The organism is Micromonospora andamanensis (assembly GCF_016863495.1).
In the GTDB taxonomy this organism is placed as follows: domain Bacteria; phylum Actinomycetota; class Actinomycetes; order Mycobacteriales; family Micromonosporaceae; genus Micromonospora; species Micromonospora andamanensis.
In genome coordinates this window covers 42,548-69,372 of the sequence record NZ_BOOZ01000019.1, presented here as the reverse complement: position 1 = coordinate 69,372, position 26,825 = coordinate 42,548, and the positions used below count along the sequence as shown (strand labels likewise).

Genomic DNA, 26,825 nt, shown 5'->3' with positions numbered 1-26,825 from the left:
GTCAGTGGACCGGCGCGGGCCGGGTCACCAGCCGGAGGCGCGCCGGGTGAGCAGCGAGATGGTCGCCCGTCCGTCGGCCGCTCTCGCGCCCGCCGAGGTGGTGAGCGCGGTGAGCACCTTCCACGCGAACGACGACTCCGCCGGTAGTCGGGCGTCGGGCATCGTCGGCACGGTCACCTCGACGGTGAGTGCGTCCTCGGTGACCGAGAAGCGGCAGTCAAGCTCGGCATCCCGGGCCGCGATGGCGAGCAGCATCGCGCACGCCTCGTCGACAGCGATGCGCAGATCCTCGATCTCGTCCAGGGCGAACTGGAGGCGAGCCGCGAGGCCGGCGGTGGCCGTACGGAGAACGCTCAGGTATCCACCGTCCGCGGGCACGGTGAGGTGCACGATGTCGTCATCGGTCGTCGGCTGGCCGGTCAGTTGAGTCACCACTCATCCCCCCGGTCGGGGACTCTACCCGCTCGGGCCGCCGGGCGGTTGATGACGGTCAGCGCGGCGGCCCCGGCGGCCCGGCGGACGGGTGGACCACGCCGGACGCGAGCGCCCGGGACGAGTCGTGCGGCCACAACGCGTCGGCGGTCGGCGCGTCCGCAACGGGACCCGCCGACCGCCGACGTGGTTGAGCCGGTTGGCGAGCGGCAGTTCTCAGCCGCCGTACGCCGGCGAGGTCACGCCTGCTTGGTCTCCCAGAAGATCTTGGAGATCTCGTCGATCTTCTGGAGCAGTTCGTCCGCCTTGGACGGGTCAGTGGCACCCTTGGCGCCGGCGGCCCCGGCCAGCTTGGTGGCCTCGTTGAACAACTGGTGCAGGTGCGGGTACTTCTCGAAGTGCGGCGGCTTGAAGTAGTCGGTCCACAGCACCCAGAGGTGGTGCTTGACCAGGTCGGCGCGCTGCTCCTTGATCAGGATGGCCCTGGTGCGGAACTCCGGGTCGGTGTTGGCCTGGTACTTCTCGCAGATCATTTTCACCGACTCGGCCTCGATGCGGGCCTGCGCGGGGTCGTAGACGCCGCAGGGCAGGTCGCAGTGGGCGCTGGCGCTCACGCGGGGCGTAAGGATGCGTGGAAGTCGCATCGGGATCCTCCATGGGAAGTTTGCGATGATCCAAGACGACATTACTCCTGGACGGTGGTCCCCGAGGCCGCTGGAGGTGAAACCCGTGCCCGCACCCCGACTGCGGTGGCCACTGTCGGCCGTGCTGGTGACCGGTCCCTCCATGTCACCCACGCTGCGTCACGGTGACGCGGTGCTGGTGCGCCGGGGTGGCCGGGGGATCCGACCCGGTGACGTGGTGATCGCGGTGTTCCGCAGCCGACCTGACCTGCTGGTGGTCAAACGCGCGGTCCGCCCGGTCGACGGTGGCTGGTGGCTGTCCGGAGACAACGGCCTGGTCACCGACGACTCCCGGGCGTACGGCGTGGCTGACGTGCAGGGCCGGGTGCTCGTCCGGTACTGGCCCCGACCCGGCCGGGTGTCGCCAAGACCGTTATGAACCTGCTCACATACTGGACCCCCGGGCCTGACTATGCTCGGAAGTGCCCGGGTGACCCCCCGCACCGCCGCCGCTCGCTCGCCTCACCGTGCGCCCGACCGGCCGGCCCAGTTGCTCGATCATTCTGGAGTCACCATGTCTTCGTCCACCGTGGACCCTGCTGATCCCGTCTTCCAACTGCACCGAGGCGGCAAGATGGCGGTCGTCTCGACAGTGCCGCTGACCAGCCGGGACGACCTTTCCCTCGCGTATACCCCGGGTGTGGCCCGGGTCTGCGAAGCGATCGCCGCCGACCCGGCCCTCGCCCACGACTACACCTGGGCCTCGCGCGCCGTCGCGGTCGTCACCGACGGTTCGGCCGTACTCGGTCTCGGCAACATCGGCCCGAGCGCCGCGCTGCCCGTGATGGAGGGCAAGGCGGTGCTGTTCAAGCAGTTCGGAGGGGTCGACGCGGTACCGGTCTGCCTGGCCACTCAGGACGTGGACGAGATCGTCGCGGTGGTCACCGCGCTGGCGCCGTCGTTCGGCGGCATCAACCTGGAGGACATCAGCGCACCCCGGTGCTTCGAGGTGGAGCGGCGACTCGACGAGGCGTTGGACATCCCCGTCTTCCACGACGATCAGCACGGCACCGCGATCGTCGTGCTGGCGGCGTTGCGCAACGCCGCGACGCTGCTCAACCGCAAGCTCGGCGACCTGCGGGTGGCCGTGAGCGGCGCGGGAGCGGCCGGCGTGGCGGTGACCAGGATGCTGGTGGCGGGTGGCGTGGACCCGGAGCGGGTGGTGGTCTGCGACTCCCGGGGCATCATCTCCCGGCAGCGCACCGGCCTCACCGGGACCAAGGCCGAACTCGCCGAGCTGACGAACGCCGACGGTCGGCAGGGCGACGTCGCCGAGGCGCTGCGCGACGCCGACGTGCTGATCGGGGTCTCCGGCGGGCTGATCCCCGAGCGGGCGGTGGCCGGCATGGCTCCGGGCGGCATCGTGTTCGCACTGGCCAACCCCACCCCTGAGGTGGATCCGGAGGTGGCCGCCCGGCACGTCGCGGTGGTCGCCACCGGCCGCAGCGACTATCCGAACCAGATCAACAACGTGTTGGCCTTCCCGGGCGTGTTCCGGGGCGCACTCGACGCCCGGGCCACCCGGATCACCGACGCCATGAAGGTCGCCGCGGCCGACGCGATCGCCTCGGTGGTGGCCGAGACGCTCACGCCGGAGGCGATCGTGCCCTCGCCGCTCGACCCGCGGGTGGCCCCGGCGGTGGCCGACGCGGTCGCCGAGGCGGCCCGCCGGGACGGTGTGGCCCGCGCCTGAGGTGTGCGGAAGGGCCCTGTCCGCGCGGACAGGGCCCTTCTTAACGCACGCTCAGCTTGTTACGGTGCGGATCATGCGTGCCGCCTTCGCCTCCCGATTCGACGACGCCGACCCGCTCGCCGCGCTCACCGTCGGTGAGCAGCCCGAGCCGAGCCTGCCCGACGACGACTGGGTGACGCTGCGCGTCACGGCCAGCTCGCTCAACCATCACGACCTCTGGTCGCTGCGCGGCGTCGGGCTCCGTGCCGAGCAACTGCCGATGATCCTCGGCTGCGACGCGGCCGGAGTGGACCCGGAGGGCAACGAGGTGGTCGTCTACCCCGTGGTGCCGACACCTGGCGACCCGCGCGGGATGTCCATCCTCTCCGAGCACTTTCCCGGCACGCTCGCGGAACGGGTGGCCGTACCCCGGTGGAACCTGCTGCCGCTGCCGGCGGGGCTGCCGGCGACCGACGCGGCGTGCCTGCCGACGGCCTGGCTGACGGCCTGGCGGATGCTCACCACCAAGGGCCGGGTCGCCGACGCCGACGCCGTCCTGGTTCAGGGCGCCGGTGGCGGCGTGGCCACCGCGGCCGTCGCGCTGGCCGCCGCGATGGGCAAGCGGGTGTACGCGACCAGCCGCGACGCCGCCAAGCGGGAGCGCATCGCCGGGCTGGGCGCGACCGCCCTGGAACCTGGCGCGCGGCTGCCCGAGCGGGTCGACGTGGTGATCGAGACGGTCGGTGCGGCCACCTTCGACCACTCACTGAAATCGGCAGCCCTGGGTGCCCGGATCGTGGTCTCCGGTGCGACCGCCGGCCACGAGCCGACCGTCAACCTGCGCCGGGTCTTCGCCATGCAGTTGGAGATCCTGGGCACCTCGATGGGCACCCCGGACGAGCTGGCCGCTCTGCTGAGCTTCTGTGCCGAACGGGGAGTGCGTCCGGTGGTGGACAGCGTCGTGCCGTTCAGCCGCGTCGGCGACGCCTTCGCCCGCCTGCACTCCGGCGACGTCTTCGGCAAGGTGGTCGTCGACCACACCGCGTGAGCACCCTGGCCGGCGCGACCCCGACGGCGGATCAGGGCACTCGCCGGCCCGTGGCCTACAGGTTGTCGTCCAGGGTGGCGATGTCGTCGCGGGCGGCGGCGGTGGCTATGCGCTTCTTGGCTTCGACGTCGCCGTAGAGCGTCCAGCGCAGGAACTCGGTGGTGGTCTCGGCGACCACCCGCAGCGACGCACCCTCACCGCGCAACAGCGCACGACCGTGGTCGCCGTCGGGCAGGCTCAGCATCGCCTTCGGCCACGGCACCTTGTCGTACACGGCCTTGCCGGCGGCGTACTGCACCACCTCGTCGGCCTCGCCGTGCACGAACAGCTGCGGGGCGGCGGCACCGGCGAACGCGGTGCCCACCCCGAGGGCGGTGCCGGCGAAGACGACTCCGGCCGCCAACCGCTCGTCGCGGCCGGTGGTGAACAGCCCGATGGTGGTCACCCCGCCCGCCGAATGACCGGCGGCGGCCACCCGGTCGGTGGCCAGCCGGCCGCGCAGCGGATCACCGTCGCGGGTGTCGAGGGCGAGCACCCGGGTCAGCGCGTACGACACGTCGGCGGGCTGGTTGAGCACGTCGAGCACGTTCGGGCCGTCCCCGCCGCGGGAGGTCTTCGGAAAGGTCGGCGCGGCCACCACGAAACCGGCGGACGCCCATCGGGTCAGCAGCGCCTGGTAGTCGTCGGGACGGCCGCCCAGTCCGTGGCTGAACATGATCACCGGGAACTTCCCGTCGGCGGCGTCGGCGCCACTCTTCGGCTTCCCACCGGCCCGGCCGGCCGCCGGATACCAGACGGTCACCGGAAGCGGCCGGTCGCCGTCGCGGTTCAGCTTGAGCTGCCGTACGCCGAGCGCGAAGGTGCCGTCCGGGGCGCTGCCGGCGGGGATCGCCGGTGCCGACGGCGTGGCAGCGGCGGTGGCCTGTGGTGTCGGCGCACCCGCCCCCTCGCTGGGCTCACGGTCGGCGGAACACCCGACCAGAGCGCTGGCGACGAGGACGGTGGCGACCAGAGCAGCGGCAGCACGACGTGACATGACTCCGATTGTGCCCGGCCCGATCTCCGGCACCGCCGGTCCGGTCACGTGGATCTTGCACTTCTGGTCGCCCGAATGCCGGTTCTGATGGTTTTTGTCGAGACGGAAGGTGCAAGATCGCGGGAGGTCTCGGGCATGAGGGCTGGACCGGTTTCGCTAAGGTTCCCGGCATGGCTGAGAACTACACCGACCCGAGCGGCAACACCGAGGCGTTCCGGGCCTTCGCCAACCCGGAGACGGCTCCGGCGGAGGCTGCGTCGCGTACCAGTCTGATCATCGGGGCGGCCGTGGTCGCCGCGGTGCTGCTCGCCCTCGCCACCTGGCTGGCCTTCGGCTGACCGGTCCGCTCGTCGACCGCCCCCGCCGTCGTCCGCGGTACTCCGGCCGCCCGCCGGTCGGCGGTCGTCCGCTCGCTGCGGTCGTCCACTGGTCTGCGTCCTGGCTCGCGGGTGCTCGTGCGGCGAGCCGGCGGGCTGGTCGCGCCGGGTCGTCAGCTGCCGCCCGTGACCACGGCCCGGGCGGCGCGGGCGATCTCCCGCTCCTCGTCGGTGCCGATCACGCAGACGGCGACCTCCGCGCCGTCCGGCGAGATGAGCCGGTCGCCGCTGCCCGCGTTGCGTTCCGGGTCCACGGTGATGCCCAGTCGGCCCAGTCCGGCCAGCGCCGCCGTGCGTACCGGTGCGGCGTGCTCGCCGACACCTGCGGTGAAGGTGACCGCGTCCACCCGGCCGAGCAGCGCGTAGTACGCCCCCACGTAGCAGGTGATCCGGCGGCAGTAGACGTCGAAGGCGAGCGCCGCGGCCTCGTCGCCGGCCGCCCGACGGGCGAGTAGTTCGCGTACGTCGTTGACCCCGCTCAGCCCGAGCAGGCCGCTGCGGTGGTTGAGCAGGTCGTCGATCTCGTCGACGCCCATACCGCCCTCGCGGCGCAGATGGAACACGATCGTCGGATCGAGGTCGCCACTGCGGGTGCCCATCACCAGGCCCTCCAGCGGCGACATCCCCATCGAGGTGGCGACGCTCCGGCCGCCGGACACCGCGCACGCGCTGGCGCCGTTGCCCAGGTGCAGCGTGATCGTGTTGACCTCGTCGTACGGGCGGCCCAGCAGTTCCGCGGTGCGCCGGGACACGTACGCGTGGGAGGTGCCGTGGAAGCCGTACCGCCGGATCCCGTACCGCTGCGCGACGTCGCGGTCGATCGCGTAGGTGGCGGCGGAATCGGGCAGCGTGTGGTGGAACGCGGTGTCGAAGACGGCTACCTGCGGCACCCCCGGCAGGGCCTCGCGGGCCACCTCGATACCGGCGAGGTTCGCCGGATTGTGCAACGGGGCGAGCGGCACCAGGTCGCTGATGGCGGTCAGCACGGCGTCGTCGACGAGCGTCGGCGCGGTGAACCGCCGCCCGCCGTGCACCACCCGGTGACCCACGACCGTGAGACCTGTCAGGTCCAGCCCGCCCAGGATCTGCCGGATCGCGCCGGCATGGTCACTCGGCCCGCCACCGGGTTCACCGATCCGTTCGACGGTGCCCTTGTCCAGCACCCGGTCGCCGTCGTACAGCAGGTACTTGATCGATGACGACCCGCTGTTGAGCACCAGCACCTTGCTCACTTGTCCACCTCGGTGAGTGCGGCGGCCTGGATGGCGGTGATCGCCACGGTGTTGACGATGTCCGGCACCGTGGCGCCCCGGGAGAGATCGTTCACCGGCCGGCGCAGGCCCTGCATGACCGGCCCGACGGCCACCGCTCCGGCGGAGCGCTGCACCGCCTTGTACGTGTTGTTGCCGGTGTTGAGGTCGGGAAAGATGAAGACCGTCGCGCGGCCGGCGACGGCGCTGCCCGGCAGCTTGGTGGCCGCCACGGCCGGATCGATGGCCGCGTCGTACTGGATCGGACCCTCGACCGCCAGTTCGGGCCGGCGCTGGCGGACCAGCGCGGTGGCTGCCGCGACCTTCTCCACGTCTTCGCCCGCGCCCGAACTGCCTGTCGAATACGACAGCATCGCCACCCGGGGTTCGATGCCGAACCGGGCCGCCGTGTCGGCCGAGGAGATGGCGATGTCGGCGAGTTGGGCGGCGTCCGGATCGCGGTTGACCGCGCAGTCGCCGTACACCAGCACCCGGTCGGCGAGCAGCATGAAGAAGACGCTTGAGGCGACGGAGACCGCCGGCAAGGTCTTGACGATCTCGAAGGCCGGCCGGATGGTCGCCGCGGTGGTGTGGGTGGCCCCGGAAACCATCCCGTCGGCATGGCCCGCCCACACCATCATGGTGCCGAAGTAGTTCGGTTGGGCGACGATGTCGTGCGCCAGTTCGGCGGTGACCCCCCGGTGTGCGCGCAGCTTCGCGTACGCCTCGGCGAACTCGTCACGCCACGGGCTGCTCGCCGGGTCCACCACGCGGGCCGCGCCGATGTCCACCCCCAGTTCCCGGGCGCGTCGGGCGACCTCCTCGGGCCGGCCGAGCAGGGTCAGGTCTGCCACCCCCCGGCGCAGCAGGATCTCGGTGGCGCGCAGGATCCGTTCCTCGGTCCCCTCCGGCAGCACGACGTGCCGCCGCCGGGCCCGGGCGCGGTCGATCAGGTCGTACTCGAACATCAGCGGGGTGACCCGTGCGGAGCGGCTGACCCGCAGCCGGCCGGCCAGTTCGACGGTGTCCACGTGTGCCTCGAAGGCGCCGAGCGCGGCCTCCACCTTCCGCGGGTTGCCGGTGCTGGGCCGGCCCTCGATCCGGCTCGACGCGGCAACCGTGTGGTAGCTGTCGCTGGTCACCGAGAGCACCGCGAGCCGGGCGTTCAGCGCTTCCACCAGGCGCATCGACCGAGGGTCGGGCGGCACCCCGAGGGTGAGCACCAACCCGGCCAGCGACACCTGACCGGCGACGTGCGCGGCGCTCGCCGCCACCAGCAGATCGTCCCGGTCACCCGGCATGATCAGCAGCGCGCCCTCGGTCAGGTGCTCCAGCAGGGTCGGCACGTGGGCCGCACCGACCACGTAGTCGAGCACGTCGCGGGCGAGCGCGGTCTCGTCACCGGCCAGCAGCGTGGCGCCCAGCGCCCCGGCCACCTCCGCCACAGTCGGCGCGGACACGCTCGGCACCTCCGGAATGGCGTACGCGGGGACCGGCAACCGGGGCAGCGTCATCGCCTCGGGGACCCGGTTGGCCAGCACCGCGAGCACCGTCGCGCCGAGGTCCGCCAAGTCGTGGTACGCGCCGCGGGCGGCGGCGGCGATCGACTGCGGCTGCTGCCCGTACCCGTCGACGACAGGTACCACGACGCTGCCGAAGTCGGTGGCCAGGCGGGCGTTGAAGGCCAGCTCGCGCGGGCCGGCGGTGTCACCGGCGGCGGCGAAGTCACTGCCGACCACGACCATCGCCGCGAACCGTCGCTCCACGTCCCGGTAACGCTCGACGATCCGGGAGATCAGCTCCTCCCGGCGACCGTCGGCGACAAGCGCGGTGGCCTCGGCGTACGTGGTGCCGTGCAGGTCCGCCACCGGCAGCCCCACCCGGTAACGCTCGCTGAGCAGGGTGAGGATCGGATCGGGTCGATCCGGCGCTACCAGCGGACGGAACACCCCGATCCCGCCGACCTGCCGGGACAGCAACTCCGCGAGGCCGAGGGCGATTGTCGACTTCCCCCCGCCCGAGCCGACACTGGTCAGGTACACGCTCCGGGCCACGGACCCACGCTACAAGATCAGGGTTGTTCCCCGGGTGGGTCCTCGGACCCGCCTGCCCGGGCCGTCCGGCGTCCGCTCGTCCGCCCCGGGGCGCTCCGGTGATCGTCGGCTCGGCCGGGGAGATCTTTATTTCGGTCCGACCGACCAGGGTCGGCGGTCGGACCGTCCGGGTCCTGGTGGCCGCCGGCACGAGGACGACCAGGCCGTTTGACCTGCTCGCGGCGGGTTTCGGTGGGTCCGGCAGGCCGGGTCGGCGAGGCGACGCGCCTGCCGGTCGAGGTGTTCATCGCTCTCCGTGAACCGACGCTCACCCCGGCGGCGGCGGTTGCCCCGCAAACTGGGATTCCGGTCGCATCGGCCAACTCCGCGAGTAAGCCGAGGAATGTTCACTCCTAGACTCCGGCCATGACTGCGGACCCTCTGACCAGCGCCGATGCGGCGAACGGCGCGCGGGGAGACGAGCCAACCGCAGCCGACGACCTGGCCGCGTCGGAGCCGCCCACGCTTGTCCGGCCGGCCGTGCCTGACGCATCGACACCGGGACAGCCCGCCGTGCCGGACACACCCACGGTGGTGCAGCCGGCGGTGGTGGACGCGCCGACTGTGGCGCGGCCGGCGGTGGTGGATGCGCCGACTGTGGCGCGGCCGGCGGTGGTGGATGCGCCGACTGTGGTGCAGCCGGCGGTGGTGGACGCGCCGACTGTGGTACGTCCAGCGGTGCTGGACGCACCCACGATTGTGATGTCGACGGACAGCCCCACGACAGTGATGTCCGCGGTGTCCCAGCCGCCGCCGGTCTTCGTCGATCCGAGCGGCAGGCGTCGGTCCCGGTTGCGCTGGCTCGCGTACGTCCTGGGTCTGGTGAGTCTGATCTACACCGGCCTGGTGGTGGCGAGCTTCGCCGGCGGCCCGGTCAACGCTGACACGGTGCTGCCCTTCGTGGAGCCGACCCGCCGGTCCTGGCAACCGCCGCCGGCCCCGTCGATCCCCGCTGCGGAGGCGCCACCGACCACTGCCGCGCCGCGGCCGACGAGCAGCGCCGTGCCGCGCCCACGCGTCACCCCGTCCCGGGCACCCACGACGGTGACCAGCGCACCGACGACACCTCGCCGCACCCCCTCGTCGGTGCCTGCACCGCCCCGACCCTCGCGGTCGACCGCACCGGCGACCCCGCCCAGCGTCGAACCGACAACCACGGAGCCGGCGCCACCGACGGTCGATCCGTCGAGCGTCGCCGACGTGGCCGCTCCCGCCGATGACTGAACCGCCGGCGCGCCGGTCCCGCCGGACGGTACGAGGCCGCCGGGTCGTACCGTCGCCGAGCTGGGCCCTTCTCGGCGTCCTCGGCGCGGTGCTGGCCGCCGTACTGCTCGTTGGCGCGTACGCCAACGCGTCCTTCGCGCCGGATCGTCAGCAGCAGACCCACCACGGGCAGCGTGAGGTGCCGACGACTGTGGTCTCCGGTGGCCCGATCATCAGCAGCACGAGTGACCAGACCCGGTCGTACCGACTGCCCCCGCGCACCGTCGCCCTCACCTTCGACGACGGACCGGACCCGGTCTGGACCCGCGAGGTGCTGCGGGTACTGGCCGCCCATCAGGTTCCGGCCACCTTCTTCGTGGTCGGTTCGCAGGTGGCCCGCCACCCGGAACTGGTACGGGAGCTGACCGCCGACGGTCACGAGATCGGCGTGCACACCTTCACCCACCCGGATCTGACAGTGCTGCCCGACTGGCGACGCCGGATGGAGTACACCCAGACCCAGTTGGCCATCGCCAGCGCGGCCGGGGTCCGCACCTCGCTGATCCGCTTCCCGTACTCCTCGTACGCGATGGCCATCAACGACCTGGACTGGCCGGTCTTCGCCCAGGCCGGTGAACTGGGCTACCTGAGCGTGCTCAACGACACGGACAGTCGGGACTGGGCGCTGCCCGGCGTGGACCAGATCCTGACGAACGTGACGCCGTCCGGATACTCGGGGGCGATCACCCTCTGGCACGACGCGGGCGGCGAACGGGCCCAGACCGTCGCCGCGCTCGACAGGTTCATTCCGCTGATGAAGGAGCGCGGCTACCGCTTCGTCACGGTCAGCGGCGGCCTGAACCTGGCCCTCGCCGAGACCGGCATCGACCACCGGGTCGACGCCGGTCAGCCGGCCAGCGCGGGGGAGCGCTGGCGAGGGCGGATGCTGATCTGGGGAGTGCAGGGAGCGGACCGCACGCTGGGCTGGCTCGGAGTGATCTTCCTGACGGTGGGCGCGCTCACTGTGGGTCGTACCGTGCTGCTGCTCGTGCTCGCCGGACGGCACGCACGCCGACGGCGGGCGGCGAACTGGGCGTGGGGGCCGCCGGTGACCGAGCCGGTCTCGGTGATCGTGCCCGCGTACAACGAGAAGGAGGGGATCGCCGCGGCCGTCCGCTCGCTGGCCGGGGGCGATCACCCGGGCGGCATCGAGGTGATCGTGGTCGACGACGGCTCCACCGACGGTACGGCGGAGATCGTCGAGGCGTTGCGGTTGCCGAACGTCCGGGTCGTTCGCAAGCCGAACGGCGGCAAGCCGAGCGCGTTGAACACCGGGGTGGCGCTGGCCCGGCACGAACTGATCGTGATGGTCGACGGGGACACCGTGTTCGAGCGGGACTCGGTGCGTCGGCTGGTCCAGCCGTTCGCGGACCCGCAGGTCGGCGCGGTCGCCGGCAACGTCAAGGTGGGTAACCGCGACAGCCTGATCGCCAAGTGGCAGCACATCGAGTACGTCATCGGCTTCAACCTCGACCGCCGGCTGTACGAGACCCTGCGCTGCATGGCCACGGTGCCCGGGGCGATCGGGGCCTTCCGTCGGCAGGCGCTGCGTTACGCCGGTGGCCTGACCGACGACACGCTGGCCGAGGACACCGACATCACGATGGCGCTCGGCCGGGCCGGCTGGAAGGTGGTCTACGAGGAGACCGCTCGGGCGTGGACCGAGGCCCCGGCGACGTTGGGGCAGCTGTGGAAGCAGCGGTACCGGTGGAGCTACGGCACCATGCAGGCGATGTGGAAGCATCGGCGCTCGCTGCTCGACAGCGGGGCCTCCGGCCGCTTCACCCGGCGCTGTCTGCTGTTCCTGAGCCTGTTCGGGGTGCTCCTGCCGCTGCTGGCTCCGGTGATCGACCTGCTGGCGCTCTACGGCCTGTTCTTCCTCGACCGGACCGCGACGGCGTTGGCCTGGCTGGTCATGCTCGCGTTGCAGACGCTCACCGCCGTGGTGGCGTTCCGGCTGGACCGGGAGAAGCTCAGCGTGCTGTGGGTGCTCCCGTTGCAGCAGTCCGTCTACCGCCAGCTGATGTACCTGGTGATGATCCAGTCCGTGACCACAGCCCTGACCGGCGGCCGCCTCGGCTGGCAGAAACTCCGCCGCACCGGCCTCACCCCCACCCCCACCAGCTCGCGTTGATCATGAGGTTAGCGGGGACTTTTGTCCGTTTCGCTGCCGCTAACCTCATGATCAACGCGGGTCAGGGGTGGGCCAGGGAGATGGCGTAGGTGGGCCAGAACTCGCCGCTGGGGGGCTCACCGGGGCGGCAGTCGCCGTCGGACTCGCCGGGGAACTTGATCCAGAGCAGGGCGTCCACCCGGGGCAGGCCGGGGTCGGCTGTGGGTTCGGCACCGATCGCCCGGCCGGGGGGATTGCACCAGCTCGGCGCACCGCCCACCCGTTCGGCGGGATAGGGGCCGTTGCCGTTGCGGCTGGTGTCGATGACGAACGTGGCGTCACCGCCGAGCGCATCGGAGATCCGGTGCCCGTAGGCGACGTTGTCCTCGGTACTCACGAAATTCGCCACGTTGAGGGCGAACCCGTCGGCCTGGTCCACCCCGGCCCGGCGGAGCCCGGCCGCCAACGCCTCGATGTCGCGGATCCACCCCGGATGCCCTGCGTCGAGGTAGATCCGGGCGTTGCCGGTACTGGCCAGCACGGTGACCGCGTCGCGCAGCAGCGCGAGCCGACCGGCGGAGTCAGCCACGCAGCCAGCCACCGCGTCGGGCAACGCGCCCGGTTCGAGCACGACGATCACCGGGCGTCCCGCGACGCCGGCGGCGACCTCGCGGATCCACGTCTGGTACTCCGCGCTGGTGTCGGCACCGCCCTCGCCCTGCCGACCACAGTCGCGTTGCGGCACGTTGTGCACCACAAGCACTGGTGTCTGGCCGGCGATCGCGGCCTGCCCGAGAAAGGCGTCGACCTCGTCCCGTGCCGCCCCACCGGTCAGCCACTTCGCACTCGGCCGGCTGCCGATCGCGCGCAGCGCCTCCGCTGCCGCCGAGTCGCCCTGGGCGGCCCGCCGCGCCGCCTCCGCCTCGGCCGGATTGTCCGGGTCGAGGTAGAACACCGAGGGTACGGACGGTGGCGCGGCGCCAGCCGGGTCGGACACCCGAGGCGGTGCGGGTGCGTCGGAACAACCGGCCAGCAGCAACGCCAGGGCGACCCCGGCCGCCACGACATGCCGTCGGCGCCGCGCGGCACCGGTCCGGCTCGTCGGCAGCGAAGGCCACGGCCGGGTACGCCGGCCGCCCGGTCGGATGGCTGGCACGGTGATCAGTCGTCGTCTTCGTCGTCGAGCCGGGCCAGCCAGGTGGCGAACCGCTCGATCGGGGTCTCGAACTCCGGGTTCAGGTCGACGAAGTCACGCAGCCGCTCGCCCAGCCACTCGAGGCTGACCTGCTCCTCGCCACGCCGCTCGACCAGCTCCTCGATGCCCCGGTCGGTGAAGTACATGGATCTGCTCGCTTCCTCGGTGAAGCCGGCCGGTCCCGCCCCACCGTAGGGCGGGACGGGACCGGATCAGTTCTCGTCAGGGGCGGGGGAGAGCCGCCTCGATCAGCGCGGTCTGCTCGACCTCGTGCATCTTCGCCGAGCCGACGGCCGGAGCCGCGGCGGCCGGACGGGAGATGCGGCGCAGCCGGACACCGTCGAGGTGCTCCAGCAGGTTGAGCGCGACGAACGACCAGGAACCCTGGTTGGCCGGCTCCTCCTGCACCCAGGCGAAGTCCTCCGCGTTCGGGTACTGCGCGAGGGCGGCCCGGATCTCCTCCACCGGCATCGGGTAGAGCTGCTCCAGCCTGATGATCGCGGTGTCGGTGACGCCGCGTTCCTTCCGGGCCTGGAACAGGTCGTAGTAGACCTTGCCCGAGCAGAGCAGCACCCGCTTGACCTGCTCCGGCGCGCTCACTGCCGGGTCGGCCAGCACGGGGGAGAAGGTGCCGGTGGTGAAGTCCTCCACCGAGGAGACGCAGAGCTTGTGCCGCAGCAGCGACTTCGGCGTGAACACCACGAGTGGCTTGCGCTTGGGCGAGAGGGCCTGGCGGCGCAGCAGGTGGAAGTAGTTGGCCGGGGTGGTCGGGTTGGCCACCCGCATGTTGTCCTCGGCGCAGAGCTGGAGGAACCGCTCCGGGCGGCCGGAGGTGTGGTCCGGCCCCTGACCCTCGTGGCCGTGCGGCAGCAGCAGGGTGACCGCGGAGCGTTGGCCCCACTTCACCTCGCCTGAGGAGATGAACTCGTCGATCACCGTCTGGGCGCCGTTGACGAAGTCGCCGAACTGCGCCTCCCAGCAGACGAGCGCGTCCACGTTCTCCACCGAGTAGCCGTACTCGAAGCCCATCGCCGCGTACTCGCTCAACAGCGAGTCGTGCACGAAGAGCCGGGAGTGCTCACCGTCGCCGGTGAGCGACTTCAGCGGCAGGTAGTCGTCGCCGGTCTCCGCGTCGACGATCGAGGCGTGTCGTTGCACGAAGGTGCCTCGGCGCGAGTCCTGCCCGGCGAGCCGGACGGTGACCCCGTCGTGCAGCAGCGCACCGAAGGCGATGATCTCGCCGAACCCCCAGTCGATGTTGCCCTCGACGGCCATCCGGGCCCGCCGGTCGAGCAACTGCTGGATCCGCTTGTGCGGGGTGAAGCCCTCGGGGAGGTTGACGTGCGCCTCGCCGATGGCCTTGATGACCGACGCCTCGGTGGCGGTCTCCACCTGCGGCTCGGGCTGGTCCTGTCGGGGCGGGCGGCTCAGCTGGCGGGGCGTGCTGGCCGCGTCGCGGGTGGCCTTGAACACCCGCTCCAACTGCGCCTGGTAGTCGCGCAGCAGTTCCTCGGCGTCCTCCACGGTGATGTCGCCCCGCCCGATCAGCTCCTCGGTGTAGAGCTTGCGCACCGAGCGCTTCGAGTCGATGATCCGGTACATCTGGGGGTTGGACATCGAGGGGTCGTCGCCCTCGTTGTGCCCACGCCGCCGGTAGCAGACCAGGTCGATGACGACGTCCTTGTTGAACGCCTGGCGGTACTCGAAGGCGAGCCGGGCGACCCGGACCACAGCCTCCGGGTCGTCGCCGTTGACGTGGAAGATCGGGGCCTGGATCATTCGGGCCACGTCGGTGCTGTAGAGGCTGGAGCGGCTGTACTCCGGGGCAGTGGTGAAGCCGACCTGGTTGTTGACCACCACGTGGACCGTCCCGCCGGTGCGGTACCCGCGCAGCTGGGAGAGGTTGAGCGTTTCGGCCACCACGCCCTGACCGGCGAAGGCGGCGTCGCCGTGCACCGCCAGCGGCAGCACGGTGTAGCCCTCCAGCTTGAGGTCGATGCGGTCCTGCTTGGCCCGGACGATGCCCTCCAGCACCGGGTCGACGGCCTCCAGGTGCGACGGGTTCGCCACCACCGAGACCTTCACGGCGTGGTCGCCGTCGGGGGTGGTGAACTTGCCGTTCTGGCCCAGGTGGTACTTCACATCGCCCGAGCCCTGGGTGGAGCGTGGGTCCAGGTGCCCCTCGAACTCGGAGAAGATCTTCTCGTACGGCTTGCCGACGATGTTGGCCAGCACGTTGAGCCGGCCCCGGTGGGCCATGCCGATGACGACCTCGTCCAGCCCGCCCTCGGCGGCGGCCTCCAGCACCTCGCCGAGCAGCGGAATGAGCGACTCGCCACCCTCAAGCGAGAACCGCTTCTGGCCGACGTACTTGGTCTGCAGGAAGGTCTCGAACGCCTCGGCCGCGTTGAGCCGGTTGAGCACGTGCTTCTGCTCGCCGGCCGGCGGCTTCTCGTACTTGCGCTCGACCCGCTCCTGGATCCAGCGGCGCTCGGCCGGGTCCTGGATGTGCATGTACTCGATGCCGACCCGGCGGCAGTACGAGTCACGCAGCACGCCGAGGATCTCCCGCAGCTTCATCCGCTGCCGGCCGGCGAAGCCGTTGACCGGGAAGGTGCGGTCCAGGTCCCACAGGGTCAGCCCGTGCTGAAGGACGTCGAGATCCGGGTGCTTGCGGATCTTGAACTCCAGCGGGTCGGTGTCGGCCATCAGGTGGCCACGCACCCGGTAGGAGTGGATCAGCTCGTGGACCCGGGCGGTCTTGTTGATCTGACCCTCGCTGTCGACAGCGACGTCGCGCATCCAGCGCACCGGCTCGTAGGGGATCCGCAGCGAGGTGAAGATCTGGTCGTAGAAGCCGTGCTCGCCGAGCATCAGCTCGTGCATGACCTTGAGGAACTCGCCGGACTGCGCGCCCTGGATGATCCGGTGGTCGTACGTGCTGGTCAGGGTGATGACCTTGCTGACCGCGAGATCGGCCAGGGTGGCCTCACTCATGCCCTGGTACGGCGCCGGGTACTCCATCGCACCGACCCCGATGATCGCGCTCTGACCCTGCATGAGTCGCGGCATGGAGTGCACGGTGCCGATGCCGCCGGGGTTGGTCAGCGAGATCGTGGTGCCGGAGTAGTCCTCCATGGTCAGCTCGTTGCGGCGGGCGCGCCGGACGACGTCCTCGTACGCCTGCCAGAACTGCCGGAAGTCCATCTGCTCGCAGGCCTTGATGGAGGGGACCACCAGGTTGCGGCTGCCGTCGGGCTTGGTCAGGTCGATGGCGATGCCCAGGTTGACGTGCTCGGGGCGGACCATCACCGGCTTGCCGTCGACCTCGCCGAAGGAGTTGTTCATCTCCGGATGCGCGACGAGCGCCCGCACCAGGGCGTAGCCGATCAGGTGGGTGAAGCTGACCTTGCCACCGCGGCCCCGGGCGAGGTGGTTGTTGATCACGATCCGGTTGTCGACCAGGAGCTTGGCCGGCACGGCTCGCACGCTCGTCGCGGTCGGCACGGCCAGCGAGGCGTCCATGTTCTGGACGATCTTGGCGGCCACGCCGCGCAGCGGGGTGGTCTGCGGCCCGTTGGCGGTGGGCGCGGTCCGCTTCGCCGGCTCGGTCTTGGCGGCGGCCGGCTTCGCGGTGGTCGCCTTCGGGGTGGCCGGCGTCGGCTTCGACGCGGCGGGTGCCGGCTTCGCCGGTGCCGCCGGCGTACGGCGCTCACCCTTGGCCGCCGGCTCGGCCTTGGCCGCGGGTGCGTTCTTCGTGGCCGTCTCGGTGCCGGCCGCAGCGGCGTCCTTTGTCGCGGCGGTGGTGGCCGTCCGACCGTCTGTGGCGCCCGCTGTGCCCTGACCGGGTCGGTAGTCGGCGAAGAAGTCGTGCCAGGCCGGGTCGACGCTGCTCGGATCGGCGAGGTAGCGCTGGTACATCTCCTCGACGATCCACTCGTTCGGGCCGAAACCCGCCAGTGGGTTCTCCTGCGAAGTCTGCTGGGTCGACACGGCCGGTAATCGCCTCTTTCACGCGGGTTTGTATGTCACGCGGTGCCCGGTGCGCCGGGACGGACGCACAGGACGGTTCCCAGGCTACGCCGTACCGAACCTCGGGGCATTTCCGCCTCCGACGCGTGGTCGGATTCACAGAAGATGCCAGAAGTTCGGTAAGCGCTGCGTATTCCCTCGATCGCTGCTATGGCCTGTCGCTTCCGAGCGGCGACGGGCCCGGTACCCAGTTCTCGCTGGGTACCGGGCCCGTCGGGGCGGTGCGCTCACCCGGGTTGGTCGTCCAGGTGTCAGGAGATGTCGCGGCGCCGGGTGATGAGGATTCCGGCCACCCCGCTGACCACGGCGTAGCCGATGAGCACGAGCGCGCCCACCCACCAGGCGGGCAGCATCTCGTTCTCGCCCGGCGTGATCATGACCTGGGAGGCAGCGGCCGGCCAGACCACCTGCCACTTGATCACGGCCATGTTGTCCAGCACGTTGGCCAGCAGCAGGAAGAGCAGGCCGATCACCTGGGTACCGATCAGGTAGAGCACCGAGGCAGTGATCACCGCGCCCAGTTGGTTGGTGATCAGCGTGCCGATGCCGACGCCGAGCACCGTCCAGATCGCGTACGCCATCAGGTTGAGCAGCAGGGCCCGCTGGACCTCCCACTCGCCGAGTTGCGTGCCGTAGTCGTTGAGGGACAGGAACGTCGCTCCGGCGGCGAGGTCGATGAGCGTGGTCACCAGCCAGAACGCGAAGCCGAGCAGGCTGGCCGCGACGAGCTTGCTGGCGATCACCGCAGTGCGTCGCGGGGTGGCCAGGAACGTCGTGGTCGCGGTCTGGTGGAAGAACTCGTTGGTGACCATGAGGATGCCGATGAGCATCACGAACATCAGACCCAGGTACTGGCCGGAGGTGTAGAGGTTCGCCGCCTGAGCCGGCGCGGAGGCGGCGTCGCCGGTGTAGCCGAACTCCTCCCCACCGCCGCTGAGGGTCTCGGTGGCCAGCCAGGCGTTGAAGGCGAAGGCCAGGGCGATCGACAGGAACGCCCCGATGGCCAGCCACCACCAGGTGCTGGTCGTACGGATCTTGAGTAGTTCGGAGCGGACGAGGTGGCTCATCGGATGCCCGCCTTTCCGGCCGTCAGCTCCAGGAACACACGTTCCAGGTCGGGTCGTTCAGTGGTCAGCTCGTGCAGTTCGACCCCGGCGGTCAGGGCCGCCCGGCCCACCGCCGGAGCGTCGACCCCGCCGATCAGGAGAGTGCCCTGCCCATCGTTCTCGACAGTGGCCGGCCCCTGGGCCAGCGCGGCGGTCAACGCGTCGGCCTGCGGGGTGCGGACCCGGACCCGGACACCCTGCGCCATAGACCCGATCACCTGGTCCACCGGGCCCTGCCGGACCAACTGACCGGCCGCGATGATCACCACGTCGTCGGCCAGCAGTTGCATCTCCGAGAGCAGGTGGCTGGAGACGAGCACCGTGCGTCCCTCGGCGGCCAGCCCCTTGAGGAATCCGCGCATCCACCGGATGCCCTCCGGGTCCAGACCGTTCGCCGGCTCGTCGAGGATGAGCACCCGTGGGTCGCCGAGCATCGCCGCGGCGATGCCGAGGCGCTGCTTCATGCCCAGCGAGTAGCCCTTGAACTTGCGCTTGGCGGCCGGGGTCAGCCCGACCAGTTCCAGGGCCTGGTCGGCCCGTTCCCGCGGCAGCCCGGCGGCGGCGCTGATCACCCGCAGGTGGTTGACGCCGGTCCGGCCCTTGTGCGCGCTGGACGCCTCCAGCACCGCGCCGACGTGCCGCAGCGGGTCGGCCAGGTCGGGATACCGGTGACCACCGATGGTCGCCGTCCCGGCGGTCGGGGTGACCAGGTTCAGCAGCATGCGCAGGGTGGTGGTCTTACCCGCACCGTTCGGGCCGAGGAAGCCGGTGACCCGACCCGGTTGAACCGTGAAGGACAGGTTGTTGACCGCGAGCACGTTGCGGTACTGCTTCGTCAGACCGGAAACCACGATCTGCGCGTCGTTGGTGGGGCTTGGTTGCCCGTCGGTCATCGTTCTCCTCCCGTGGCGGCGCCGGGGTGCGCCGTTGCACAGCGTGACGTTAACGGTCGAGCAATTCAATCGGGCTCGTTCGGGAGATCGTCGTCCACCTCAGGCAGGAGTCGTCTCATCCCCAGGTACGAGTCGATCGACGACCGCGTCTACACAGCGATCCAGGTCGCCCGGGCGTGGCCGAGCGGGTGGCCGTCCGGGGCGTACAGGCTCGTGTGCACCAGGGCCTTGCGGCCCTCGGTGCCGATCAGCGCGCCGGTCACCACGCACTCGTCGTCCGGTCGGGGCAGCGCCGCGATCCGGGCCGCGATCCGGCCGAGCACGTACGGCCGGCCGGCACCGATCACCGCCCACCCGCCGGGACAGTCCAGGGCGGCCCAGACGGTGGCGACCTCGACCTGACGTGGCGCCCGCACCGGTGCGGCCGTCCGGCCGTCCGGCAGCCGACCCGGAAAGATCCGCAGGCCGTCGGGGCGCTGCGGACCGCAGACGTAGCAGCGGGGGAACGGATGATCGACAAGCCCCGGGTACGTCGCCGAGGCGGCCCGGGCGGTCGCCAGATCCACAGGCGGGACCGTGACGTCGTCGAGATCCTGCGTCGGCCGCAGCTGTGCGACCACCTCGCCGGCCGGGTCCCGCACCTGCGCGTCGACGAGCGTCAGCGGCGTGTCCAACGGTGGCGGTCGGCGCAGGGTCACCTCGACCGGACCGTCCCCGCCGTACGCGCTGGCGAAGACACCGGCACTCCACCCGCCGTTGCCCGAACCGGGCGGTCCGTTGAAGCGTCCCTCGATGATCATCGAGCCTCCGTCCGCCACGCCGCCCGGTCGGGTCGCCGGGGCACCGGCAGCCTCGCACGCCCCCGGTGTCGGCCGGCGTGGCGGGTCGGCCACCGGTCGCCGACCGGCGTTCACCGGATCGACACCGCCGGTCACCAGGGCCGGCAACCCCCCGGCACTACACAGAGGGCATGGCCGTTCTGCCAGCCGTGGACGTAGCACTGACGACCAGCGGCTACACCCTTTCGATAGCCGACAACCCCAGCCAGGTCGAGGCCGCACAACGCCTGCGTCATCAGGTGTTCGCCGGCGAGTTGGGCGCCACCGTGTCCCGCGACACGGCCGGCCTCGACCGTGACGTCTTCGATACTTACTGTGACCATCTGGTGGTGCGCCAGGAGGGCAGCGGCGAGGTGGTGGGTACCTACCGACTACTTCCACCGGGGCGTACCAACCGTCGCTACGCCGAGGGCGAGTTCGACCTGACCGCGCTCGACCCGTTGCGCAGCCACCTTGTCGAGGCCGGCCGGTCCTGCGTACATCCCGCGCACCGCAGCGGCGCGGTGATCAACCTGATGTGGGCGGGCATCGCCCGCTACCTGCACCTGCGGGGTCTGCGCTGGCTCGGTGGTTGCGCCTCCGTGCCGGTGGCGGACGGCGGCCTCGCCGCTGCCGAGGTCTGGGCCCAGGCGCGGGCCAGGCACCTGTCGCCGCCATCCCTGCGGGTCCGGCCACTGCGACCCTGGTTCGCCGAGCCGGGTGCGCCGACCGAGCCGGTCACCGGATCGGCCAAGCTGGTCCCGCCGCTGCTCCGCGGCTACCTGCGGCTCGGTGCCCAGGTCTGCGGCGAGCCGGCGTACGACCCGGACTTCGGGGTGGCCGACTTCTACGTCCTGCTCTCCATGGACCGGATGAATCCGCGCTACCTGCGGCACTTCCTCGGCGGGCAGCCATGACCACGCTCTGGCGGCCCATCTCCGGCTGTGGCCCCGAATGCCTGCCCGGCCCCGGCGAGGCTCCCACCGCCTCGGCGGTGCGGCAACTGGGCCGCGCCGCCGGCCTGCTCGGCATGCTCGGGCTCGGCGTCGGGCTGGCGGCAGTGCTCCCGATCCTGCCGACCCGGGAACGTCAGGCCGCGTTGCGCGGCTGGGCGCGTGCCACGGCACGGGTCTGCGGCGTACGCCTCGACGTGCGCGGTCGGCTGCCTCGGCGGCGAGCCCTGCTGGTCGCCAACCATGTCTCCTGGTGGGACGTCCTGGCGCTGCTGGCCGTCGCGCCGGCCCGCCTGGTGGCCAAGCGGGAGATACGCCGCTGGCCACTCGTCGGCCTGCTCGCGCACGCGGCCGGCACCGTGTTCGTGGACCGTTCCCGTCCCCGCGAACTGCCCGCCACGGTGGGCCGGGTGGCCGCGGCGTTGCTGTCGGGCCGCTCGGTGGCAGTGTTCCCCGAGGGCACCACCTGGTGCGGCGCCGCAACCCGCTGCCGTCCGCCCACCGGTTTCCGGCCGGCGATGTTTCAGGCCGCGATCGACGCCGGGGCGCCAGTGGTGCCGCTGCGGATCGGCTACCGCTGCGGCGTGACCGGCGCAACCAGCACGGCACCGGCCTTCGTCGGCGACGAGAACCTGGTGCGGTCGGTGCGCCGGATGCTCGCGGTCCGGAGGTTGACAGTCTGCGTCGACATCGCCGCGGCGCTGCACCCGGGACGGTCCGCCGACCGACGGGCGCTGGCCCGGGTCGCCGAGTCGGCTGTGCATCTCGTACCGTCGTCGCCGGCCGCGCGGACCGCGCCGGTGACCACCGAGCCCGCGCCCGAGCAGCCGGTACGCGTGCCGGCCCGGCCCGACGCCGGACCGGTCGTGCTACCGGTGGCGACCCGGTCCCCGGCGGCGACGTCACCGGGCAGTCCGTCGACCGGGGAGCGGGAGCTGCCGCTGGCCGCCTGACCGATCCCGCTCACAGGCTTTTTCCAGGATCCGCCCAGCACGGGCGCAGTGTCTGCGCGGATGATGGGCGGCATGGCCGCTACCCAGACCGAGGCGCGACTGCTCGTCGTCGAGGATGACCCCAACATTCTCGAACTGCTCTCCGCGAGCCTGCGCTTCGCGGGATTCGACGTGGCCACCGCCACCAGTGGCAGCGCCGCGCTGAGCGCGGCCCGTGACCATCGCCCCGACCTCGTGGTGCTCGACGTGATGCTGCCGGACCTCGACGGGTTCGAGGTGATCCGGATGATGCGTGAGGGCGGCACGCGTACGCCTGTGGTCTTCCTCACCGCCCGGGACGCCACCGACGACAAGATCCGCGGGCTCACCCTGGGCGGGGACGACTACGTGACCAAGCCGTTCAGCCTGGAGGAGCTGACCGCCCGGATCCGGGCGGTGCTGCGCCGCACCAGCACCGGCGAGCAGGCGCCCGCCCGGCTCACCTTCGCCGACCTGGAACTGGACGAGGAGACCCACGAGGTCTACCGGGCCGGCCAGCGGGTGCAGCTCTCACCCACCGAGTTCAAACTGCTGCGGTACCTGATGCTCAACGCCAACCGGGTGCTGTCCAAGGCGCAGATCCTCGACCACGTGTGGAACTACGACTTCCGGGGCGACGACAACATCGTCGAGTCGTACATCTCGTACCTGCGCCGTAAGGTCGACACCACCGATCCCCGGCTGATCCACACCCTGCGTGGCGTCGGGTACGTCCTGCGCAAGCCGGCGGCGTGAACGCGGTACAGCAGGTCAAGTTCCGGCTCCGCGCGGTACCGCTGCGGGTGAAGCTGGTCGCGGCCGTGCTGACCCTGGTCGCCGCTGCGCTGCTGGTGATCGCCTCACTTACCACGATCTTTCTCCGCAGCTACCTGGTCGACCAGGTGGACGGGGAGCTGATCAGCGCTGTCGAAACCATCGAGGGCGACCTGGCGAACAAGCCCTGGGCGGAGGTCTACATCCCGCCGGACTCGGTTATCCCCACCGACTACGTGGTGGTGGTGACCAGCCGCAGCAGCGGGCTGGTCTCGGCCTACGGGTTCGACGAACGCCGGTTCGACGCCGCCGACCTGCCGCCCTGGCCCCAGGACGCCGCCGGTTTCGAGCAACTGGCCGGAAAACCGTTCGATACCCGGGCGCGCGGCAGCGACGTGCGCTGGCGGATGCTCTACACCGAGCTTCCCAACGGGCAGTGGGCGGCGATCGGGCAGCACCTCACCGACGTGGAGCAGGCGGTGAAGCGGCTCATCTGGATCGACCTGCTGGTCGGTGGGGCGGTGCTGGTGCTGCTCGCCTCGATCGGCGCGGCGATCGTCCGGACCAGCCTCAAGCCGCTTGTGGAGATCGAACGTACCGCCGCCGCCATCGCCGGTGGTGATCTGAGCCGCCGGGTGCCCGACCCGGAGGACGGCCAACCCTGCCCGACCTCGGAACTGGGCCGGTTGTCCCGGGCCCTGAACGCGATGCTCAGTCAGATCGAGATGGCCTTCACCGCCCGGGCGGCGTCGGAGTCGGCGGCCCGGGACGCCGCCGAGGGGGCCCGTGCCTCCGAGGCCCGGGCCCGCCGCTCCGAGGAGCGGATGCGGCAGTTCGTGGCGGACGCCTCGCACGAACTGCGTACCCCGCTGACCACCATCCGCGGCTTCGCCGAGCTGTACCGCCAGGGTGCGGCCCGGGCCCCCGAGCAGACCTCGGACCTGCTACGCCGGATCGAGGACGAGGCGGCCCGGATGGGACTGCTGGTCGAGGACCTGCTGCTGCTGGCCCGGCTGGACCGCGAACGGCCGCTCTCGCTGGCTCCGGTGGAGCTGCCGGTGCTGGCGGCGGACTCGGTGGCGGCGGCCCGCGCGATGGCGCCGGACCGGCAGATCGAACTGGAGATCGAGCCCGGCTCCGGTCCGCTCGTGGTCCGCGGCGACGACGCCCGCCTGCGGCAGGTGATCGGCAACCTGATGACGAACGCGCTGCGGCACACCCCGCCCGGTGCGGCGGTGACGTTGCGGCTGCGCGCCGAGCCCGGGAACCTGGCGGTGATCGAGGTGGCCGACACCGGGCCGGGGCTCACCGCCGAGCAGGCGGAACGGGTCTTCGAGCGCTTCTACCGGGTGGACGCCTCGCGTACCCGCAGGACCGACGGCAACACCGGCACCGGTCTCGGCCTGGCGATCGTCGCCGCGCTGGTGACCGTGCACCAGGGCACCGTCGAGGTGACCGAGACGCCGGGCGGTGGTGCCACCTTCCGGGTACGGCTGCCGCTCGCGCCGGCCACCGACATCGACGACCAGTGATTTTCAGCCAATCCTCAGTTCAGCCCAAGGCGGGACGCAGAGCGATGGGAGAAGGTAGGGGCATGACCGAGTACGAGTCCGACCCGCGCCGGCCGGCCCCCACCGACGCCGAGCCGTCGCAACCCGAGCTGTCCCGCGCCGAGTACGCGCGGTCCGACTCCCCGTCCACAGCCCGTCCCGACGCCGACCCGACGGTCGAGGCGCCGACCGTACCGGTGCGGGCCGTCGACCCGTCGTCGGCCGGCCCGGACGCCGCGCCGGGCCGCCCGGGCGACGGCACCGGCTCGCCGGTGGCGGCGCAGCCGGTCTCCGGTCAGCCCACCTGGGCACCGGCCGGCGCTCACCAGCACCAGCAGCCTTACCAGCACCCGTACCAGCCGGGTGCCCGCTACCCGGGCAATCCCTGGTATCCCGGCCAGCCCGCCTGGAGCGGCGCCCAGCCGACCGGGCCCGGTGCCGGGCAGCCGGGGTATCCGGGGCAGACCCCCGGAGTGCCGGGCGGCTACCCGGGTCAGCCGGCCCCGTGGGCACCCACCCCGTCCAACGCAGGGACCCGCCCCGGCCGGATCGCCAAGCTGGCCGGCGCCGGCGTGGCCGTGTTCGCCCTGATGCTCGGCAGCGGGGTCGCCGGCGGGGCCCTCGCCCTCGCGCTGAACGACGGCGGCGGGATCACCCGCACCTACAGCGCCGCACCCGTGATCGACGGTGCCGACCTGCCGCGCATCGCCGCGTCGGTGCAGGACAGCGTCGTGTCCATCAGCACCGGCAGCGGTGAGGGCTCCGGCGTGGTGCTCAGTGCCGACGGCTACGTGCTGACGAACAACCACGTGATCGCCGGGGGCGGTGACACGGTCCGGGTCTTCTTCGCGGATGGCACCAGCACCCAGGCCGAGGTGGTGGGGACGGACCCGAAGACCGACCTCGCGGTGCTGAAGGCGAACGGGTTGACCGATCTCCAGCCGGCCACCCTCGGCGACAGCGACGCGATGCAGGTCGGCGACCAGGTCCTCGCCCTCGGCAGTCCGCTCGGCCTGCAGGGCTCGGTCACCGCGGGGATCCTCAGCGCCCGGGACCGCACCATCCAGGCCGGTGGGGGGCAGCAGCTCCCCGGCCAGGCGGTCAGCTCGATCTCGGGGCTGCTGCAGACCGACGCCCCGATCAACCCGGGCAACTCGGGTGGCGCACTCGTCAACACCCGGGGTGAGGTGATCGGCATCAACACCGCGATCGCCACCGCGGGGCAGGGCAGCACCGGCAACATCGGGGTGGGCTTCGCCATCCCGAGCAACAAGGCCAAGGACGTCGCGGAGAAGCTCCAGCGGGGCGAGAAGATCAGCCACCCGTCGCTGGGGGTCAGCGTGAACGCCGCCCCCGACGGCGGTGCGCTGATCGGCGCGGTGAACCCGGGCAGCGCGGCCGAGCGGGCCGGGCTGCAACAGGGCGACGTGATCACCCGGTTCGGCGACAAGGCGATCAACGACTCCAACGACCTGGTGGCCGCCGTCCAGGCCGGCAAGGTCGGTGACCAGGTCGAGGTGACGTACCAGCGAAATGGTGCCGAGGCGACGGCAACCGTGACGCTCGCCGAAGCGTCCTAACGAGACAGGACCTGCTTCCTCCCTCCGGGGCGGCGGGTGGCGCGGCCAAGGGGGTTGGCCGCGACACCCGCCGCCCTTCCTCTTTCCCGGTTCACCCGGACCGGGTGAACCGGGCTCACCCCGCTGCCCGGCAGCCTCGGCCGAGAAGACCTGCGGAGGCGGATGGGGGTGCCATGACCACGGCGACGGCGGCCCGGAGCGATGACCGGATCCAGCGCGACGTGCTTGACGAACTCGCCTGGGACGCCCAGGTGCGCTCGACCGACATCGGGGTGAGCGTGCGCGACGGCGTGGTTTCGCTCACCGGCGGCGTGGACAGCGCCGCACACAGGTGGGCGGCGGTGCGCGGGGCGCAACGGGTACGTGGGGTACGGGCGGTCGCCGACGACATCGAGGTGCGCCCCACCGGGCCTGTCGACGTCACCGACGGCGACCTGGCGATCGCGGCCAGCCGAGCGCTGGAGTGGAACAGCTTCGTGCCGGCCGAGCAACTGGACCTCACCGTCTCCGACGGCTGGTTGATGCTGCGCGGCGCTGTGGAGTTCGGTTGGCAGCGCCGTACCGCCGAGCGCGAACTGCGCCGGCTGCGCGGCGTACGCGGCGTCACCAACCTGGTCGAGGTGAGGCCCGCCGCCCCGGTCGACGTCGACCGGATCCGCACCGACGTGCAACGTGCCCTGATGCGGGGCATCGGCACCGAACGGGTGGTCGTCCAGGTGCGCGGCGACACGGTGACGCTGACCGGAGTGGTGCGTTCCTGGTGGGAGCGGGATCAGGCGGAACGGATCGCGTGGTCGGCCGAAGGCGTCTGCATGGTACGGGACCAACTGCTGGTGGGCGGCTGAACCGGCGAACCCACGCCCGTTTGTCCCGGCCGGGACCGGGAAGACGCTCGATTCCAGGCTGGCGCCGAGCACCGTCGACGCCTCCGGACCGCGACAGGGAGGGTACGTGGCCGACAACCTTGCGCGTGAGCACCGGTTGCG

Annotated in this window: 23 protein-coding genes; 12 read left to right on the top strand and 11 right to left on the bottom strand. The window is 71.6% G+C overall.

The genetic code is table 11. The features are described from left to right. Positions 1-24: 24 nt before the first annotated feature. Both Van01_RS17800 and sodN read right to left on the bottom strand, forming a co-directional pair. Positions 25-432, bottom strand: coding sequence for an ATP-binding protein (locus tag Van01_RS17800; protein WP_204008458.1), 408 nt, complete (start codon positions 430-432; stop codon positions 25-27). A 239-nt stretch (positions 433-671) separates the two neighbouring features. Then, on the bottom strand, positions 672-1,076 hold the full coding sequence (gene sodN / locus Van01_RS17795; protein WP_099849980.1) for a superoxide dismutase, Ni: 405 nt from the start codon (positions 1,074-1,076) through the stop codon (positions 672-674). A 25-nt stretch (positions 1,077-1,101) separates the two neighbouring features. Here sodN and Van01_RS17790 point away from each other — a divergent pair, with 25 nt between their 5' ends. The 3 genes from Van01_RS17790 to Van01_RS17780 all read left to right on the top strand — a co-directional run bounded on the left by Van01_RS17790 (position 1,102) and on the right by Van01_RS17780 (position 3,835). Further along, a complete protein-coding gene (locus Van01_RS17790; RefSeq protein ID WP_204008456.1) occupies positions 1,102-1,494 on the top strand; it encodes a S24/S26 family peptidase in 393 nt (130 codons plus the stop codon). 135 nt (positions 1,495-1,629) lie between these two features. Further along, positions 1,630-2,808, top strand: a complete 1,179-nt coding sequence (locus Van01_RS17785; RefSeq protein ID WP_204008454.1) for an NAD(P)-dependent malic enzyme — start codon at positions 1,630-1,632, stop codon at positions 2,806-2,808. A gap of 64 nt (positions 2,809-2,872) precedes the next feature. After that, a complete protein-coding gene (locus Van01_RS17780; RefSeq protein WP_204008452.1) occupies positions 2,873-3,835 on the top strand; it encodes a zinc-binding dehydrogenase in 963 nt (320 codons plus the stop codon). A gap of 55 nt (positions 3,836-3,890) precedes the next feature. Here Van01_RS17780 and Van01_RS17775 read toward each other — a convergent pair whose 3' ends face one another. Further along, a complete protein-coding gene (locus tag Van01_RS17775; RefSeq protein ID WP_204008450.1) occupies positions 3,891-4,871 on the bottom strand; it encodes an alpha/beta hydrolase family protein in 981 nt (326 codons plus the stop codon). Positions 4,872-5,041: 170 nt separating this feature from the next. Here Van01_RS17775 and Van01_RS17770 point away from each other — a divergent pair, with 170 nt between their 5' ends. Next, the gene (locus Van01_RS17770; protein ID WP_204008448.1) at positions 5,042-5,209 is read left to right on the top strand and encodes a hypothetical protein; all 168 of its coding nucleotides are present in this window, start codon (positions 5,042-5,044) and stop codon (positions 5,207-5,209) included. 152 nt (positions 5,210-5,361) lie between these two features. Here the strand turns inward: Van01_RS17770 and Van01_RS17765 are convergent, their stop codons facing one another. Next, positions 5,362-6,480 (bottom strand): acetate/propionate family kinase, encoded by a 1,119-nt coding sequence (locus Van01_RS17765; RefSeq protein ID WP_204008446.1) that lies wholly within the window; start codon positions 6,478-6,480, stop codon positions 5,362-5,364. Further along, entirely contained in the window at positions 6,477-8,552 is a 2,076-nt protein-coding gene (pta, locus tag Van01_RS17760; RefSeq protein WP_204008444.1) for a phosphate acetyltransferase, read from the bottom strand. Before pta ends, Van01_RS17765 begins: the two co-directional genes overlap by 4 nt. A gap of 405 nt (positions 8,553-8,957) precedes the next feature. Here pta and Van01_RS17755 point away from each other — a divergent pair, with 405 nt between their 5' ends. Both Van01_RS17755 and Van01_RS17750 read left to right on the top strand, forming a co-directional pair. Beyond that, the gene (locus Van01_RS17755; RefSeq protein WP_204008442.1) at positions 8,958-9,815 is read left to right on the top strand and encodes a hypothetical protein; all 858 of its coding nucleotides are present in this window, start codon (positions 8,958-8,960) and stop codon (positions 9,813-9,815) included. Continuing rightward, positions 9,808-11,988 carry a bifunctional polysaccharide deacetylase/glycosyltransferase family 2 protein gene (locus tag Van01_RS17750; protein ID WP_204008440.1) on the top strand — a complete coding sequence of 727 codons (2,181 nt, stop codon included), beginning with the start codon at positions 9,808-9,810 and terminating at the stop codon, positions 11,986-11,988. The genes Van01_RS17755 and Van01_RS17750 overlap by 8 nt, the downstream gene beginning before the upstream one ends. 61 nt (positions 11,989-12,049) lie before the next feature. Here the strand turns inward: Van01_RS17750 and Van01_RS17745 are convergent, their stop codons facing one another. The 6 genes from Van01_RS17745 to Van01_RS17720 all read right to left on the bottom strand — a co-directional run bounded on the left by Van01_RS17745 (position 12,050) and on the right by Van01_RS17720 (position 19,993). Beyond that, positions 12,050-13,123: a glycoside hydrolase family 6 protein gene (locus Van01_RS17745; RefSeq protein ID WP_239099138.1), complete on the bottom strand. Its 1,074-nt coding sequence runs from the start codon at positions 13,121-13,123 to the stop codon at positions 12,050-12,052. Between the two features lie 5 nt (positions 13,124-13,128). Then, a complete protein-coding gene (locus tag Van01_RS17740) occupies positions 13,129-13,308 on the bottom strand; it encodes a DUF6104 family protein (protein ID WP_013735712.1) in 180 nt (59 codons plus the stop codon). A gap of 76 nt (positions 13,309-13,384) precedes the next feature. After that, positions 13,385-17,155, bottom strand: a complete 3,771-nt coding sequence (locus tag Van01_RS17735) for a multifunctional oxoglutarate decarboxylase/oxoglutarate dehydrogenase thiamine pyrophosphate-binding subunit/dihydrolipoyllysine-residue succinyltransferase subunit (RefSeq protein WP_204008434.1) — start codon at positions 17,153-17,155, stop codon at positions 13,385-13,387. A 290-nt stretch (positions 17,156-17,445) separates the two neighbouring features. Next, complete coding sequence (locus Van01_RS17730; protein ID WP_204008431.1) at positions 17,446-18,261, bottom strand: ABC transporter permease; 816 nt, start codon at positions 18,259-18,261, stop codon at positions 17,446-17,448. Continuing rightward, the gene (locus Van01_RS17725; RefSeq protein ID WP_204008429.1) at positions 18,258-19,193 is read right to left on the bottom strand and encodes an ABC transporter ATP-binding protein; all 936 of its coding nucleotides are present in this window, start codon (positions 19,191-19,193) and stop codon (positions 18,258-18,260) included. Before Van01_RS17725 ends, Van01_RS17730 begins: the two co-directional genes overlap by 4 nt. 149 nt (positions 19,194-19,342) lie before the next feature. After that, positions 19,343-19,993 carry a hotdog fold domain-containing protein gene (locus Van01_RS17720; protein WP_204008419.1) on the bottom strand — a complete coding sequence of 217 codons (651 nt, stop codon included), beginning with the start codon at positions 19,991-19,993 and terminating at the stop codon, positions 19,343-19,345. A gap of 170 nt (positions 19,994-20,163) precedes the next feature. Between Van01_RS17720 and Van01_RS17715 the strand changes: the two genes are divergently transcribed. The 6 genes from Van01_RS17715 (at position 20,164) to Van01_RS17690 (ending at position 26,684) form a co-directional block, all read left to right on the top strand. Continuing rightward, a complete protein-coding gene (locus tag Van01_RS17715) occupies positions 20,164-20,928 on the top strand; it encodes a GNAT family N-acetyltransferase (protein WP_204008417.1) in 765 nt (254 codons plus the stop codon). Beyond that, on the top strand, positions 20,925-21,917 hold the full coding sequence (locus Van01_RS17710) for a lysophospholipid acyltransferase family protein (RefSeq protein ID WP_204008415.1): 993 nt from the start codon (positions 20,925-20,927) through the stop codon (positions 21,915-21,917). Before Van01_RS17715 ends, Van01_RS17710 begins: the two co-directional genes overlap by 4 nt. A gap of 72 nt (positions 21,918-21,989) precedes the next feature. After that, positions 21,990-22,691, top strand: coding sequence for a response regulator transcription factor (locus tag Van01_RS17705; protein WP_099853003.1), 702 nt, complete (start codon positions 21,990-21,992; stop codon positions 22,689-22,691). Further along, positions 22,688-24,241, top strand: coding sequence for a HAMP domain-containing sensor histidine kinase (locus tag Van01_RS17700; protein ID WP_204008413.1), 1,554 nt, complete (start codon positions 22,688-22,690; stop codon positions 24,239-24,241). Before Van01_RS17705 ends, Van01_RS17700 begins: the two co-directional genes overlap by 4 nt. A 62-nt stretch (positions 24,242-24,303) precedes the next feature. Beyond that, positions 24,304-25,839: a trypsin-like peptidase domain-containing protein gene (locus Van01_RS17695; RefSeq protein ID WP_204008411.1), complete on the top strand. Its 1,536-nt coding sequence runs from the start codon at positions 24,304-24,306 to the stop codon at positions 25,837-25,839. 173 nt (positions 25,840-26,012) lie between these two features. Further along, complete coding sequence (locus Van01_RS17690) at positions 26,013-26,684, top strand: BON domain-containing protein (protein WP_204008409.1); 672 nt, start codon at positions 26,013-26,015, stop codon at positions 26,682-26,684. The last annotated feature ends 141 nt before the right edge of the window (positions 26,685-26,825 follow it).